At 68.1% G+C, this 15,096-nt stretch carries 12 protein-coding genes and 1 tRNA gene; 5 read left to right on the plus strand and 8 right to left on the minus strand.

What is annotated here, in order from left to right:
• The first annotated feature begins 27 nt into the window (after positions 1-27).
• Positions 28-549 (plus strand): hypothetical protein, encoded by a 522-nt coding sequence (locus PT015_RS15925; RefSeq protein ID WP_285185668.1) that lies wholly within the window; start codon positions 28-30, stop codon positions 547-549.
• Here the strand turns inward: PT015_RS15925 and PT015_RS15930 are convergent, their stop codons facing one another.
• On the minus strand, positions 550-1,494 hold the full coding sequence (locus PT015_RS15930; RefSeq protein ID WP_285185669.1) for an NAD-dependent epimerase/dehydratase family protein: 945 nt from the start codon (positions 1,492-1,494) through the stop codon (positions 550-552).
• On the opposite strand from PT015_RS15930, the gene PT015_RS15935 reads away from it, so the two are divergent.
• On the plus strand, positions 1,460-3,289 hold the full coding sequence (locus PT015_RS15935; protein WP_285185670.1) for a hypothetical protein: 1,830 nt from the start codon (positions 1,460-1,462) through the stop codon (positions 3,287-3,289). The two genes, PT015_RS15930 and PT015_RS15935, sit on opposite strands and share 35 nt — an antisense overlap.
• An 11-nt stretch (positions 3,290-3,300) precedes the next feature.
• Here the strand turns inward: PT015_RS15935 and PT015_RS15940 are convergent.
• Positions 3,301-3,376 (minus strand) — tRNA-Thr (locus PT015_RS15940).
• Positions 3,377-3,440: 64 nt separating this feature from the next.
• A complete protein-coding gene (locus PT015_RS15945) occupies positions 3,441-4,637 on the minus strand; it encodes a DNA polymerase III subunit delta' (protein WP_285185671.1) in 1,197 nt (398 codons plus the stop codon).
• Between the two features lie 110 nt (positions 4,638-4,747).
• On the opposite strand from PT015_RS15945, the gene PT015_RS15950 reads away from it, so the two are divergent.
• The gene (locus PT015_RS15950; protein ID WP_285191137.1) at positions 4,748-6,331 is read left to right on the plus strand and encodes an adenylate/guanylate cyclase domain-containing protein; all 1,584 of its coding nucleotides are present in this window, start codon (positions 4,748-4,750) and stop codon (positions 6,329-6,331) included.
• On the opposite strand, the gene PT015_RS15955 is transcribed toward PT015_RS15950, so the two are convergent.
• From PT015_RS15955 to PT015_RS15970, 4 genes are all read right to left on the minus strand, one after another.
• Entirely contained in the window at positions 6,328-6,726 is a 399-nt protein-coding gene (locus PT015_RS15955; protein WP_285185672.1) for a hypothetical protein, read from the minus strand. The two genes, PT015_RS15950 and PT015_RS15955, sit on opposite strands and share 4 nt — an antisense overlap.
• A gap of 120 nt (positions 6,727-6,846) precedes the next feature.
• Positions 6,847-9,651: a type I DNA topoisomerase gene (gene topA / locus PT015_RS15960; protein WP_285185674.1), complete on the minus strand. Its 2,805-nt coding sequence runs from the start codon at positions 9,649-9,651 to the stop codon at positions 6,847-6,849.
• Between the two features lie 177 nt (positions 9,652-9,828).
• Positions 9,829-10,407: a hypothetical protein gene (locus PT015_RS15965; protein WP_285185675.1), complete on the minus strand. Its 579-nt coding sequence runs from the start codon at positions 10,405-10,407 to the stop codon at positions 9,829-9,831.
• Positions 10,408-10,607: 200 nt separating this feature from the next.
• Positions 10,608-10,811: a cold-shock protein gene (locus PT015_RS15970; protein ID WP_005138711.1), complete on the minus strand. Its 204-nt coding sequence runs from the start codon at positions 10,809-10,811 to the stop codon at positions 10,608-10,610.
• 332 nt (positions 10,812-11,143) lie between these two features.
• On the opposite strand from PT015_RS15970, the gene PT015_RS15975 reads away from it, so the two are divergent.
• Both PT015_RS15975 and PT015_RS15980 read left to right on the plus strand, forming a co-directional pair.
• The gene (locus PT015_RS15975) at positions 11,144-13,486 is read left to right on the plus strand and encodes a DEAD/DEAH box helicase (protein ID WP_285185699.1); all 2,343 of its coding nucleotides are present in this window, start codon (positions 11,144-11,146) and stop codon (positions 13,484-13,486) included.
• 281 nt (positions 13,487-13,767) lie between these two features.
• Positions 13,768-14,787: a PAS domain-containing protein gene (locus PT015_RS15980; RefSeq protein ID WP_285185701.1), complete on the plus strand. Its 1,020-nt coding sequence runs from the start codon at positions 13,768-13,770 to the stop codon at positions 14,785-14,787.
• Here PT015_RS15980 and PT015_RS15985 read toward each other — a convergent pair.
• Positions 14,784-15,071, minus strand: coding sequence for an Rv3654c family TadE-like protein (locus tag PT015_RS15985; RefSeq protein ID WP_285185702.1), 288 nt, complete (start codon positions 15,069-15,071; stop codon positions 14,784-14,786). The two genes, PT015_RS15980 and PT015_RS15985, sit on opposite strands and share 4 nt — an antisense overlap.
• Positions 15,072-15,096: the final 25 nt, after the last annotated feature.

Below are 15,096 nucleotides of genomic sequence, written 5' to 3' on the forward strand. Positions count from 1 at the left end.
TCCGACACTGAATCCTCGGGAGCAGAATTGTCGCAGCCTCAGCAGCAGCCGAGCTATCCGCCGCCGCCGGCGGAGCCGATCTTTCAGGTGCGCACCACCAAGCACACCGGGGCATTGATCTTCTGGCTGAATCAGCGTTTCACCACCACCGGCACCTACGCGCAGTGCGAGGCCGCGATCAACGCGGCTCAGCAGTACTGCCTACTGGTGGGCTGGTGGAGCATCGGGTCGTTGCTGTGGAACCCAATCTCGCTGTCGCAGAACGCGAGTGCCCGCAAGAATCTGCGTCTACAGGCGCAGCAGGCACACGACTACGCGGTGTGGTGGAACACCTACCAGGGTGGCGGCGGCCCGAACGCGCCCGTGTGGACACCGCCGCCGCCGCAACCGGCCCGCCGCAAATGGTGGTTGTGGCTACCGCTGGCCGTCGTCGCCTCGTTGATTGCCCTCGTCGTGATCATCAGCGCGGTCGGCGGTCACAAGCACAAGCACCACGGCGGACCGGAGGAGTGGGGCCCGGCCCCGACGCTGTCGACACCGCGGCCGTAGCTATGCCCCGTGGGTGTCCCGGAAGTACTCCACCGTACGAGCCACACCGTCGTTGATCTCGACCTGCGGGCGCCAACCCAAAACGCTTGCAGCCAAGCTGATATCGAGGCAGGATCGCTTGAGGTCGCCGAGCCGCGGCGGGTGGAACTCCGGCTCGTCGGGTGCACCGACCGCCTTGGCCACGGCCGAATGCAGTTGGCGGTCAGAGGTTTCCACGCCGGTGCCGACGTTGAAGCGCTGCCCACCACCGTCCGGGCCGGAGGCTTTGACGAACGCGTCCACCACGTCGTCGACGAAGACGTAATCGCGGGTATTGGAGCCGTCGCCGAACACCTTGGTCGGCTTGCCGGACAGCAAAGCCTGGGCGAAGATCGCCACCACGCCGGCCTCGCCGTGCGGATCCTGGCGCGGCCCATAGACATTCGCCGGCGCGATATGGGAACACTCCAGGCCGTACAGGTGGCGGAACGTGTTGAGGTAGATCTCGCCGGCCACCTTGCCCGCGGCGTACGGCGACGCCGGGTCGGTCGGGACGGCCTCGCTGGTCGGGTACGTCGGCGGCGTCCCGTAGATCGAGCCACCCGAGGACGTGTGAACCACCTTGCGCACCCCGGTCTGCCGCGCCGCTTCGGCGATCCGCACGGTGCCGATCACGTTCACCGAGGAGTCGAACTGCGGGTCGGCCACCGAGTGCCGCACGTCGATCTGCGCGGCGAGGTGAAACACCACCTCCGGGCGGTGCTGCTCGAAGATAGCCCGTAGGTCGGCGGTGACGATGTCGGCCTCGACGAAGCTGAACTCGGCCGTGTCGGCCAGGTGCTCGATGTTGGTGGCCCGCCCGGAGGCGAAGTTATCCAGGCCGGCGACGGTGTGACCGTCGCTCAGCAACCGGTCGACTAGCGTCGACCCGATGAACCCGGCAGCCCCGGTGACCAGTGCGCGCACCGGCTCACCATACCGACGGGCCGGCCGGCTCCCGACGGTGGCGCTGGTGGCCGCGGCGCTCATCGCCGTCCAGCTGGTGGTCCGGGGGGTGCTCGCGTTTCGCGGCTACTTCTACTGGGACGACTTCATTCTGGTCAGCCGGGCGGGAACCCATGGGCTGCTGTCGCGAGAGTTTCTGTTCGATGACCACGACGGCCACGTGATGCCCGCCGCATTTCTGATCTCCGGATCCATCACGCGGCTGGCGCCGCTGAACTGGATCGGGCCGGCCGTCAGCCTGGTGGTGCTGCAACTGCTGGCCTCGCTGGCGCTGCTGCGCGCGCTGCGGGTGATCCTGGGCTGGCGGCCGGTGCTGCTGCCGCCGTTGACTTTCGCGCTGTTCACTCCGCTGGGGGTGCCGGGGTTCGGCTGGTGGGCGGCGGCGCTGAACTCGTTGCCGATGCTGGCCGCGCTGGCCTGGGTGTGCGCCGACGCGATCCTGTTGATTCGCACCGGCAATCGCCGGTATGCACTCACCGGAGCGCTCGTCTACGCGGGTGGACTGCTGTTCTTCGAGAAAGCGGCGGTGATTCCGTTCGTCGCGTTCGCGGTGGTCGCGTTGCTCTGCCACGTGCGGGGCGATCACGCGTCGCTCGCGACGGCGTGGCGCGGCGGCGTGCGGTTGTGGACGGTGTCGCTGGGCCTGACCGCCGCGTGGATCGGGGTCTATCTGACGGTGGTCAACCAGCACCGCTGGAGCTCGGATCTGACGATGACGTGGGATCTGTTGCGCCGCAGCATCACCCACGGCATCGTCCCAGGACTGGCCGGTGGTCCATGGGAGTGGGGCCGGTGGGCGCCGGCCTCACCGTGGGCGACTCCGCCGGCGTCGGCGATGGTGCTCGGTTGGCTGGTGCTGGCCGCGGTGCTGGCGGTGTCGATAGCTCGCAAGCAGCGGATCGGACCGGTGTGGCTGACCGCCATCGGCTACGTCGCCGCCTGTCAGGTGCCGATCTATCTGATGCGTTCATCGCGGTTCACCGCGCTGGAGTTGGCGCAGACCCTGCGCTACCTGCCCGACCTCGTGGTGGTTCTGGCGCTGTTGACGGCGGTCGCGTTGTGCGCACCCAATCGCCCGTCATCGCGCTGGCTGGATATTTCGTTGGCGCGCAACGTCATTACGACCGGGGTCGCCGTGGCGTTCGTGGCGAGCAGCCTGTACTCGACGGCGACGTTCCTGACGTCCTGGCGCGACAACCCCGCGCAGCCCTGGGTGCAGAACGCCCGGCGCGACCTGGCCGCCGCGCATGCCGCATCGAGCACACCGCTGCTGGACCAGGAGGTCGATCCGCTGGTGCTCGGCCGCGTCGCCTGGCCGAGCAACCTGGCCAGCCACCTTTTCGCGCTGGTGCGAGATCGACCCGAATTCGGCTCGACGACAACGCAATTGCGCATGCTGGACGGAGCCGGACGGCTGGTCGACGCGCAGGTCACCTGGGTGCGGGCGATGCGGCCGGGCCCCGTGCCGCAGTGCGGCTACCTGGTGCAGCCCGACCACCCGATCGAGATCGGCCTCGACGGCCCGCTGCTGCCGACCGACTGGGCCGCCGAGGTCAACTACCTGGCCAACAGCGACGGATCGCTGACCATGACGCTATCGGACGGAGTCAGCACCCGGGTCCCGGTGCATCCCGGCCTCAACCGGGTTTTCGTGCGACTGCCCGGCGCGGGCAACGCAGTCCGGGTGCGGGCCAACACGGCGGCGCTGAGCGTCTGCATCGCGGCCGGGCCGGTGGGCTATGTGCTGCCGCAGTGAGGTTTCGATCGTGGAGCCACCTAGGAGAATCGAACTCCTGACCTGCTCATTACGAGTGAGCTGCTCTACCGACTGAGCTAAGGTGGCGTGCCCCGACGGGCGGGACGAGTCTACGGCAGGCCCAGTTGCGCGCCCAAAACGGCCGACGCGGCTAGTCGCGCAGCGCCTGACCGATCGTGGCGACCATCGCGTCGACGGCGAACTTCGGCTTGACGTTGATCGCCAACGCCTCGCGGCACTCCAGCACCGACTCGATGCAACGCAGCAACCTGTCGGCCGGGACGTGGGCGGCCATCGACGAGATCTGCTCGGCCATGTCGGGGTGGTTGGCCCGTGGCGCGGGTGCACTCGCGGCAATCAGCAGCGCGTCGCGGAAGTAGGTCGCCAGGTCCATCAGCGCCCGATCCAGCGCGTCCCGAGACGCCCGGGTCTGTCGCGACTTCTGCCGTCGCTCAAGGTCTTTCAGTGCACCGGCGGATCCACGCAACGCGCCCGCTGCGCCCTTGCCGGTGCCGCCCGCCCCCAGCGCGGTCCGCAGCTCCTCGGTCTCGGCCTCGTCGCGATCGGCCGTCAACACCGCCGCCTCCGACTCTGCGGCCGACACCAGCGCCTCGGCCGCCGCGAAGGCCTTCGAGCGGGTCGCCGCGTCACGAGCCAACCCCAGCGCCCGCAGCCGGCGCTCGCGGGCGTCCGGATCGGTCGCCAGCCGCCGGGCCCGCCCGACATGGCCGCCGCTGACCGACGCCGCCCACGACGCCGTCTCGGCCGACAGCCCGTCGCTGTCGATCAGCACCTGCGCGATGGCCTCCGGCGGCGGCGTCACCAGCGCGACGTGCCGGCAGCGGGACCGCAGCGTGATCGCGATGTCCTCGGGGTCCACCGACGGCGCACACAGCAGGAACACCGTGGACGGCGGCGGCTCCTCGACGACCTTGAGCAGGGCGTTCGCCGCCCCCTCGGTGAGACGGTCGGCGTCTTCGACCACCACGATCTGCCAGCGCCCGGTGCTGGGCCGGCGCGAGGCGACCTGGACGATCGACCGCATCTCGTCGACGCCGATCGACAGCCCCTCGGGGATGACGCGGCGCACGTCGCCATGGGTGCCGGCCATGGTCGTCGTGCAGGACCGGCACTCGCCGCAACCGGGTAATCCCTCGGTTGTGCACTGCAGGGCCGCCGCGAAACACAGCGCGGCCACCGAGCGCCCTGAGCCGGGCGGGCCGGTGATCAGCCAGGCGTGCGTCATCGCGGCGCTGTGAGTGGAATCACCGCGGGCGGCGGCAGCCGCGGCCACCAGCTCGGCCTCCACTGACTCCTGCCCGACCAACCGCGCAAATACCCGTGACATCACCGGCAAGACTAGTGGCCGCCGCCGACCAGCTCACACGATCGGCCAGCGCTTGCTGCCGTTTTGGCTACTTCTTGGTCCCCGCCGACCGATACGGTGGGCGGGTGAGGATGGCAGGGGCACTTCCCGAACGAATCCAGGGATTCGTTCAGTGGTTCGTGCGCACGCCATGGCCGGTGTTCACGCTGAGCCAGCTGCAGGCCGACATCATCGGCGCGTTGTTGGTGCTCGGCTTCCTGCGCTACGGCCTACCCCCGGAAGACCGGATCGAGCTGCAGAAGCTCCCGGCCATGAACCTTGCCACCTTCGTCGGCTCGATCGTGGTCCTGTTCGCCATCGGCACCGCGATCAGCGCCCGACTCCTGATACCCGTGTTTCGCTGGCAGCGCCGCGATTCGCTGCTGGCCGACACCGACCCGGCGGCCACCGAACTGGCCCGCAGCCGCGCGCTGCGCACGCCGTTCCACCGCACGATCATCAACCTGGCGTCGTGGCTGATCGGTGGGGTGGTGTTCATCGTCGCCAGTTGGCCGGTAGCCCACCACGCCGCACCGGTAGTGGCGGTCGCCACCGGCCTGGGCGCCACCGCCACCGCCATCATCGGCTACCTGCAGTCCGAGCGGGTACTGCGCCCGGTCGCCGTCGCCGCCCTGCGCGGCGGGCTGCCGGAGAACATCCGGGCGTCCGGGGTGATCGGACGCCAGATGCTGGCCTGGGCGCTGTCCACCGGGGTGCCGCTGCTGGCGATCGTGCTGGCCGTCGTCGGTGACAAAGCGGCGTTTCTGCACGGGCCGCCGGAGAAGCTGCTGAACCCGGTGCTGCTGCTGGCGTTGCTCGCGCTGGGCATCGGCCTGGCCAGCACGCTGCTGGTGGCGATGTCGATCGCCGACCCGCTGCGCCAATTGCGTTGGGCCCTCGGCGAAGTGCAGCGGGGTAACTACAACGCGCACATGCAGATCTACGACGCCAGCGAACTCGGCCTGCTGCAGGCCGGCTTCAACGACATGGTCCGCGACCTGTCCGAGCGGCAGCGGTTGCGCGACCTGTTCGGCCGCTACGTCGGCGAGGATGTGGCCCGTCGGGCCCTGGAACGCGGCACCGAACTCGGCGGCCAGGAGCGCGACGTCGCGGTGCTGTTCGTCGACCTGGTCGGCTCGACCAAGCTGGCGTCGACCAGGCCGCCCGCCGAGGTGGTCAGCATGCTCAACGAGTTCTTCCGGGTGGTGGTCGACACCGTCGGGCGGCACGGCGGCTTCGTCAACAAGTTCCAGGGCGACGCGGCGCTGGCAATCTTCGGGGCGCCGATCGAGCACCCGGACGCCTCGGGTGGGGCGCTCGCGGCGGCCCGCGAATTGCACGACGAACTGCTGCCGGTGATCGGCTCCGCCGAGTTCGGCATCGGGGTGTCGTCCGGCCGCGCAATCGCCGGGCACATCGGCGCGCTGGCCCGCTTCGAGTACACGGTGATCGGCGACCCGGTCAACGAGGCGGCGCGGCTGACCGAGTTGGCCAAGCTCGAGGACGGCCACGTGCTGGCCTCGGCGGTCGCGGTCAGCGGCGCACTGGACGCCGAAGCGCTGTGCTGGGACGTGGCCGAGGTGGTCGCCCTGCGCGGGCGCACCGCGCCGACACAGCTGGCCCGACCACTGAATCTCGCGGCGGCGGAAGAGATTTCGAACGAATTGAGCGGCTAGCGTCCGGCAGGCGGAGTGAGCGTCAGATCGCTGGGCAGCAACGGCCCGATCTCGATGAAATTCTTGCCCTGCGGGTCGTTGGCTCCGGCCGGGTCGTTGCCCAGGTTGAGCAGGTCGCTGAGGCCCGGGATGTCGGCCGGCTGACCGCCCTCCAGAACTCCGTCGTACTCGGTGATGTTCTGGACGACGACCGGGGTTTCGACGCCGCCCATGGTCTGCAGCAGGTCAGCGAACGATGGGCCATTGGCGTCGGGGTTGTCGTGGGAGTTGTTCGAGAGTTGCATCGCCGGCACCTCGACATCGCGCAACGGCGGCGACGATGGGGCGGCGATCAGGACGCTGATGCCACCGATAGCAACACCAGCGGTGATGCCATACCGGACGGCGGGTCGCATGATTCTCCCTAGCGGACGTCTGACGATTTCACGACGTGTGTAGGGATACTGTAGCTGAGAACTGGCTGAGAATCACCCATTATTTTTCCAGGTTATCGAATCGATACCTGAAAATGCGCTCTAGCTGCGCTTTGCCGCCTTCTTCGCCGTCGTCTTCTTGGCGGCTTTCTTGGCCGGAGACTTCTTGGCGGCGGCTTTCTTGGCGGTCTTCTTCACCGGTCCACGGGCGCGCCGATCGGCCAGCAACTCGGACGCCCGCGCGTCGGTGATCGACAGCACGTCGTCGCCCTTGCGCAGGCTCGCGTTGGTCTCGCCGTCGGTGACGTAGGGGCCGAACCGGCCGTCCTTGATCACCATCGGCTTGCCCGAGGCAGCATCGGTGCCGAGTTCGCGCAGCGGCGGTGCCGCCGCACCCTGGCGGCCACGCCGCTTCGGCTCGGCGTAGAGCTTCAGCGCCTCTTCCAGCGTCACCGAGAAGATCTGATCTTCGGTGGCCAGCGACCGAGAGTCGGTGCCCTTCTTCAGATACGGCCCGTAGCGGCCGTTCTGCGAGGTGATCTCCTCCTTGGACTCCGGGTCGATGCCGACCACCCGCGGCAGCGAGAGCAGCTTGAGGGCGTCCTCGAGCGTCACGGTCTGCAGGTCCATGCTGCGCAGCAGCGACCCGGTGCGCGGCTTGGGCCCGGTCGGCTTCTTGCCCTTCTTCGCCGGCTGGCCCGCGGCGCCGTCGTCGTCGTCCGGCTTGGGCAGCACCTCGGTGACGTAGGGACCGTAGCGGCCGTCCTTGGCGACGATCTCGTGCCCGGACTCCGGGTCGACGCCCAGCGAGCGGCCTTCCTGCGGCGTCGAGAACAGCTCTTCGGCGACCTCCAGCGTGAGCTCGTCGGGAGTCAGCGAGTCGTGCAGATTGGCCCGCTGCGGCGTGAGCTCGCCGTCGTCACCCGTCACCATCCGCTCGAGATAGGGCCCGTTGCGTCCGACGCGCACGTTGACCGTGCGGCCCTCGGCGTCGTCAAAAAGCTTGATGGAGTTGACTTCTCGTGCGTCAATGCCTTCGAGGTTGACGCCGACCAGCTTCTTCAGCCCGCCCGATCGCGCGATCGAGTCGTCGACACCGTGCTCGCCGCCGAAGTAGAAGTTGTTGAGCCAGTTGGTGCGTCGCTCGGTGCCGGATGCGATCGCGTCGAGTTCGTCTTCCATCGCGGCGGTGAAGCCGTAGTCGACGAGCCGGCCGAAATGCTGCTCCAGCAAACCGATCACGGCGAACGCGACCCACGACGGGACCAGCGCGCTGCCCTTCTTGTGGACATAGCCGCGGTCCTGGATGGTCTTGATGATCGACGAATACGTCGACGGCCGGCCGATGCCGAGCTCTTCGAGTGCCTTGATCAGGGAGGCCTCGGTGTAGCGGGCCGGCGGATTGGTGGAGTGGCCGTCCGGGGTCAGCTCGCTGGCGTCGACCCGTTGCCCCTGGGTCAGCTGCGGCAACCGGCTCTCGGCGTCGTCGGCCTCGCCTCCGGCGAGTTCGTCGACGGTCTCGACGTAGGCCTTGAGGAATCCGGCGAACGTGATGGTCCGGCCGCTGGCGCTGAACTGCACCTGACGATCGCCCGACTCGCCGTTGATCCGCAGGCTCAGCGTGGTCCCGCGGGCGTCGGCCATCTGCGACGCGACCGTGCGCTGCCAGATCAGCTCGTAGAGCCGGAACTCGTCGTTGTCCAGCTCGCGCCGCAACCCGTCGGGAGTGGCGAACGTTTCACCGGCCGGCCGGATGGCCTCGTGGGCCTCCTGCGCGTTCTTCACCCTGCGGGTGTACTGCCGAGCAGACGGGTGGACGTACTCCTCGCCGTAGAGCTGCCGGGCCTGTGTACGGGCCGCGTTGATCGCCGACTGCGACAGCGTGGTCGAGTCGGTGCGCATGTAGGTGATGTAGCCGTTCTCGTACAGCCGCTGGGCGAGGCTCATCGTGCGCTCCGCGGAGAACCGCAGCTTGCGGCCGGCCTCCTGCTGCAGCGTCGACGTCATGAACGGCGGATACGGGCGACGGGTGTAGGGCTTTTCCTCGACCGAGCCGACGGTCAGCTGCTGCCCGCGCAGGCCGGTGGCCAGCGACACGGCGCCGGCCTCGTCGAGGACGGTCACCTCGTCGGGCTTGCGCACCGCGCCGAGGGAGTCGAAGTCGCGGCCGGTCGCGACCCGCAGGCCGTCGACCGAGGTCAGCCGGGCGTTGAAGCGCGGCGGCGACGCCTTCGGGTCGGAGACGCTGGCATCTAGCTCGGCAACCACGTCCCAGTAGGCCGCGCTGCGGAACGCCATCCGGTCACGTTCGCGCTGCACGATGATGCGGGTGGCCACCGACTGGACCCGGCCCGCGGACAGCTTGGGCGCCACCTTCTTCCACAACACCGGGCTGACCTCGTAGCCGTACAACCGGTCCAGGATGCGGCGGGTCTCTTGGGCGTCGACGAGGTCGATGTCGAGGTCACGCGGATTTGCGGCGGCGTCCAGGATCGCCTGCTCGGTGATCTCGTGGAAGACCATCCGCTTGATCGGGACGCGCGGTTTGAGGGTCTCGAGCAGGTGCCAGGCGATCGCCTCGCCCTCGCGGTCACCATCCGTGGCCAGGTAGAGCTCGTCGACGTCTTTGAGCAGGCCTTTGAGCTCGGTGACCGTGCTCTTCTTGTCTGGGCTGATGATGTAGAGCGGCTCGAAGTCGGCGTCGACGTTGACCCCGAGGCGTGCCCAGGGCTCGGACTTGTACTTCGCGGGCACGTCGGCCGCCGCCCGGGGCAGGTCACGAATGTGACCGCGGGAGGACTCGACGATGTAGTTCGCGCCCAGATAGCCGGCCAATTTGCGCGCTTTGGTGGGCGACTCGACAATGACGAGTCGCCGTGTGGCGCCATTCCCGCCGCTATCTGCCACCGTTGTTTACGCTCGCTTTCACTACTTATTCGGCCCCCACCGGCCCCGCGGATGGGTATTTCCGCGATCAGCCAGCGTCAATCTACGGTGCCTTGCGGCCTGCAGACACCTGACAATGTGGCACCCGAGATGGGCCGACGCAAACCGACCCCCCGTGTGCGGGTCGTCCAATTGACGCTAGACGTGCGGCCAGAAAGGCAATGCCTCGGCGACGTCCGGCGGTTCCCCAACGTTCTCTACCAGGCGCGATAGCCGCCGACGGCCGCTGATCCGCAGGGCGGGCCGGGCTCCGCGGGTGCCGATCAGGGTCGGCGCGATCCCGACCCGCATCAGCGCCGACGCCAGCGGCGAATGGGTGTCCGGCGCGTGCGGGTCGAGTCCTAATAGGTAGCGGTCGGCTTCGGGGCTGCCGGCGGCAAGGATCCAGGCGCGCAATTCTCGCGGCCCGGGCAACCACAGCGGGGGAACGGTCTTGACCGCCCCCCGGGTCCATTCGCCGGCCATCGGCCGCAGCCGGCTGTCCACCTCGGTGCGCACCAGCGGCGTGTGTTCGTCGGTCTGGGTGATCTCGGCCGTCAACCCAGCGTCGTCGATCATCTGCCCGAGCGCTTCCGCGCGCCAGGCTTGGTCGACGACCACCGACAGCCGCGCGCCGCTACCGGCGGTGACGATCTGGCCGGCCGCCGCGAGCACCCCGGTGAGATCGGTGACCGCGGGGGGCACCGACTCGGCCGAGAAGAACGACAGCTGGCTCACGACAACGACATTAAGCGGTCGACCGACGACGATGCGCGCCGCGACGCGGCGTGAGGAGGAGTCGGTCCATCGGATCCGGACGGCAACACAGGCCATCGCGTGCGGGGCGCCGCACAAGCAAGCGATGGAGCAAGCAGCGAAAACCCCCCGTCCGAGTCCGGTGATTCCGAATCGTGCGGGGGGTTGTCGTTAACAGTTGCTCAGACGGCGCGGACGCCGGTGGCCTGGGGACCCTTGGGGCTCTGGCCGACCTCGAACTCGACTCGCTGGTTCTCCTCGAGGGTGCGGAAGCCGCTTCCCTGGATCTCCGTGTAGTGGACGAACACGTCGGCCGAACCGTCTTCGGGGGCGATGAAGCCGAATCCCTTTTCCGCGTTGAACCACTTCACAGTTCCCTGTGGCATTTCTCGATTGTTCCTTTACTACTCGGGTGCGAAGCATCACCTCGATGCTCCGGGCCCGTTCCGACCGCTAGACCTTGCTGAGTCGCCGGAACTTCACCCGACCTACAACGCAGGAACCGCGGGCGCAACGTCGATCCTGCGAAAGTGTGACACGAACACAGAAGCTGCGACCGCAATCAGTCAACCATGTTCATCGCCACAGCAACAGCCTCAGAATCGCTTTTGAGCTACCACGAGGTAAACAATTCAAGAGCGACGCCGAAACCCCCGGTCGGAAAGGGGCTATTGGACACACTTTCGGCTCACCGGTTCGGATCAGGAGGCGCTTAATCGTGGTGACGTTCGGCAGCGAGTTGCTCGCCGCCGCGGTCGCGGGCACCGACGCGGACGAGCATCCGCTGCGCCACGTGGCCGAGTTGCCGGCACGTCATGGTCGCCAACAGCCTTGGCCGACATGGGTCGAACCCGACGTGCTGCGCGCGTTCACCGATCGCGGCATCGTTTCGCCGTGGGCGCATCAGGCCATCGCCGCCGACCTGGCGCACGCCGGGCATCACGTTGTTATCAGTACTGGCACCGCATCCGGGAAATCATTGGCCTACCAGTTACCGATCCTCAATGAATTGGCAATGAATACGCGCGCCCGCGCGCTGTACATCTCGCCGACGAAAGCCCTTGGCCACGACCAACTACGGGCCGCCCACTCGCTGACCGCAGCCGTCCCACGACTGGCCGACGTGGCGCCGACCGCGTACGACGGCGACAGCCCCACCGAGATACGGCGCCTGGCCCGCGAGCGTTCGCGCTGGGTGTTCTCCAACCCCGACATGGTGCATCTGGCCCTGCTGCGCAACCACGCCCGCTGGGCGATGTTCCTGCGCAATCTGCGTTTCGTGGTGGTCGACGAATGCCATTACTATCGTGGGGTTTTCGGCTCGAATGTGGCGATGGTGCTACGCCGACTGCTGCGGTTGTGCTCCCGTTATTCCGCCGACCCCGCACTGACGCCGACGGTGATCTTCGCCAGCGCGACGACGTCGGCGCCGGGTGCGACCGCCGCCGAACTCATCGGCCAACCCGTCGAGGAGGTCACCGACGACGGCTCACCGCAGGGTGCCCGGACGGTGGCGTTGTGGGAACCCGCACTGCGTGCCGACCTCACGGGCGAAAACGGCGCTCCGGTTAGACGATCCGCGGGTAGTGAAGCGGCGCGCCTGATGGCGGATCTGATCGCCGAGGGCGCGCGCACGCTGACGTTCGTCCGCTCGCGCCGCGGTGCCGAATTGACCGCTCTGGCAACGCGTGCGCGGTTGGAAGACATTGCGCCGCAACTGGCCGAGACCGTGGCGTCGTATCGCGCCGGCTATCTGCCCGAGGACCGCAATGCCCTCGAACAGGCGTTGCTGGACGGACAGCTGCGCGGCCTGGCCACCACCAATGCGTTGGAACTCGGCATCGACATAGCTGGCCTGGATGCGGTGGTGCTGGCCGGTTTTCCTGGCACGGTCACGTCGTTTTGGCAACAGGCCGGCCGATCCGGCCGGCGCGGGCAGGGTGCGCTGGTGGTGCTGGTCGCCCGCGACGATCCGCTGGACACCTATCTGGTGCACAACCCGGAGGCGTTGCTGGACAAGCCGATCGAGCGGGTCGTGATCGATCCGAGTAACCCCTATATCCTCGGTCCTCAGTTACTCTGCGCCGCAACTGAATTGCCGCTCGACGATGCCGAGGTGCGCATGCTGGGCGCCGAGGACGTCGCCGCCGAACTGGTCGACGACGGCCTGCTTCGACGGCGGGTGGGCAAGTACTATCCGGCGCTGGGAGTGAATCCCCATCCGGCGGTGGACATTCGGGGGCCGACGGGCGGCCAGATCGTGATCGTCGAAGGTGAGACCGGGCGACTGCTCGGGACCGCGAGCGCGGGCCAGGCGGCCGCTGCAGTACACCCGGGGGCGGTGTACCTACATCAGGGCGAGAGTTACGTCGTCGATTCGCTGGACTTCGACGAGGGTATGGCGTTCGTGCATGCCGAGGATCCCGGATACGCCACGTTCGCACGCGAACTCACCGACATCACGGTCAACGGTCCCGGCGAACGGCGGACGTTCGGCCCGGTCACATTCGGGCTGGTTCCGGTCAGCGTGACCAACCAAATCGTGGGCTACCTCCGCCGGCGACTCAACGGCGAGGTGATCGACTTCGTCGAGTTGGTGCTGCCACCGCACACCCTGGACACCATGGCGGTGATGTACACCATCACTCCAGAGGCGCTGGGCGACAACGGGATCGGGGCACTGCAAATACCCGGATCGCTGCACGCCGCAGAACATGCCGCGATCGGTCTGCTGCCACTGGTGGCCAGTTGCGACCGCGGTGACATCGGCGGGTTGTCGACTGCTATCGGGCCCGAATCCGATGGTCTGCCAACCGTATTCGTCTACGACGGCTACCCGGGTGGAGCCGGTTTCGCCGAACAGGGCTACCGTCGCGCCGACACCTGGTTGTCCGCCACCCTCAAAGCCATCGAGGCGTGTGAGTGCCCGTCGGGATGCCCGTCGTGTGTGCAGTCGCCCAAGTGTGGCAACGGCAACGATCCACTGGACAAGGCCGGAGCGATAGGGGTGTTGCGCCTGGTACTGGGTGCGCTGGCGGGTGGACATCAGTCATACGGATGACGACCGACCCCTCGAACGGTCGACGCCCATATGGCTATTTCTTCGCAGTGGCCGCGATGAAACGCATTCCGCACTGCTGAAGAAACGGGCGCCCGGCGGTAAACAAATACGCGGAAAGCGTTCCGCACGTGGGCGCATCAGCAAAATACCGTTCGCTCGCCAACCTGTGCAAATCCACCACCGGCGCGTCAGGTTACCCACAGGTTCGTCACAGTGAAACGCACACGTATTCGGATGTGAGGCAAGGGGATATCGCCGTCTCGCCGCTAAACTGCTGACCTATGACCGACGACTGGGTGCTGGTGGAGACGCTGGGCAGGGAACCGGCCGTAGTTGCGGTAGGCCGTCAGCTGCAGGATCTGATTCCGGTGGCCACATTTTTGAAGCGCACCGCCGGCCGCGCCGCCATCCAGTCCGCGATTGCCGAGTCGGTGCAGACCAGCAAAGGTCTGGTCAGCATCACGCCGAAGAAGGCCCGGGTGATCCGGACCGAACCGGTGCTGATGTCGGACGGCCGTATCCACGGCGTGCACGTCTGGAGCGGCCCACCGGAGCAGGAGCCACCCGAGCGGCCGATCCCGGGCCCGTTGAAGTGGGACATGACCCTCGGGGTCGCGACCGACACTCCTGCCTCCCTTTCCAACATGGGCCGCAAGGTGGAGATGGACGATCCGCAGGAGCGGGCATTCGCGGAGTGCTGGCCCTCCGGAGAGCTCAAACCCAACGAGGGGCGGGCACTGGCGGCGGCAGTCGGATTCGAACCGGGTCACACGATGTGCGACACCTGGGACGGCCGGGACTGGCAGGGCAATTCCATCCGGGTGAGCTTCGTGGTGCGCAGCGGAGTCGAGGACGGCGCGGACAGCCGCGAGCACCTGGTCGCCCGGGGCATGAACTGGCGCGCGGAACCCGCCGACCGGCCGACGCCGTCGGATCGGCTCGCCCAGCAGATCCTGCGTGGACTGGCCGAGCCCGGCGTGCACCGGGCGCTGTTCGACCCGCACAGCTGGACGCTGCTGAAGTGGCTCGACGCGCCGTGCCCGTTCTACGACTGGCGCCGCATCGCCGCCGACAGTCCACGGATCCATCCCGACGACGAGGCAAAGCGGGCGGCCATGCGCACCCAGTTCGCCGACGGGGCCGCCTCCGCGGTGCTGCGGCTGCCCGCCCACGAAGGCGGGTGGGTGCCGATTCATGCGACCGTCAACCGGGTGGAACTCGACGATGATACGTTCGCCGGCCTGGTGTCGGTGCGGCTGCCGACCGGGGCCGAGATCGCCGCCGCGGGCCTGGCCGATTAGCCCGGCCCGGCGCGGGCGGCGGCGTGCACGGTGCCCCACGTCCCCACGCCTGCGTCGATTGTCACCACGACATCCAGGTCTTCGACCACGCAGCGGGCGGTGCCGGCTCGCATCGCCCGCGCCACGTCGGCGGCCAGTGCACACGCCTGCGGTGTACCGGCCGGCACACGGGTCGCGCCCGCCAACGCGGCCAGGTCGGCGGCGGACTGAGCCCGGTGCCGGGCCACGACGACTGCGCCCAGGTAAGCGCCACCGACGGTGACGGCCAGCAGCACCGCCACCATTGCCGCGGCGACAACGGTGACCGAG

The organism is Candidatus Mycobacterium wuenschmannii (assembly GCF_030252325.1).
Taxonomy (GTDB): Bacteria; Actinomycetota; Actinomycetes; order Mycobacteriales; family Mycobacteriaceae; genus Mycobacterium; species Mycobacterium wuenschmannii.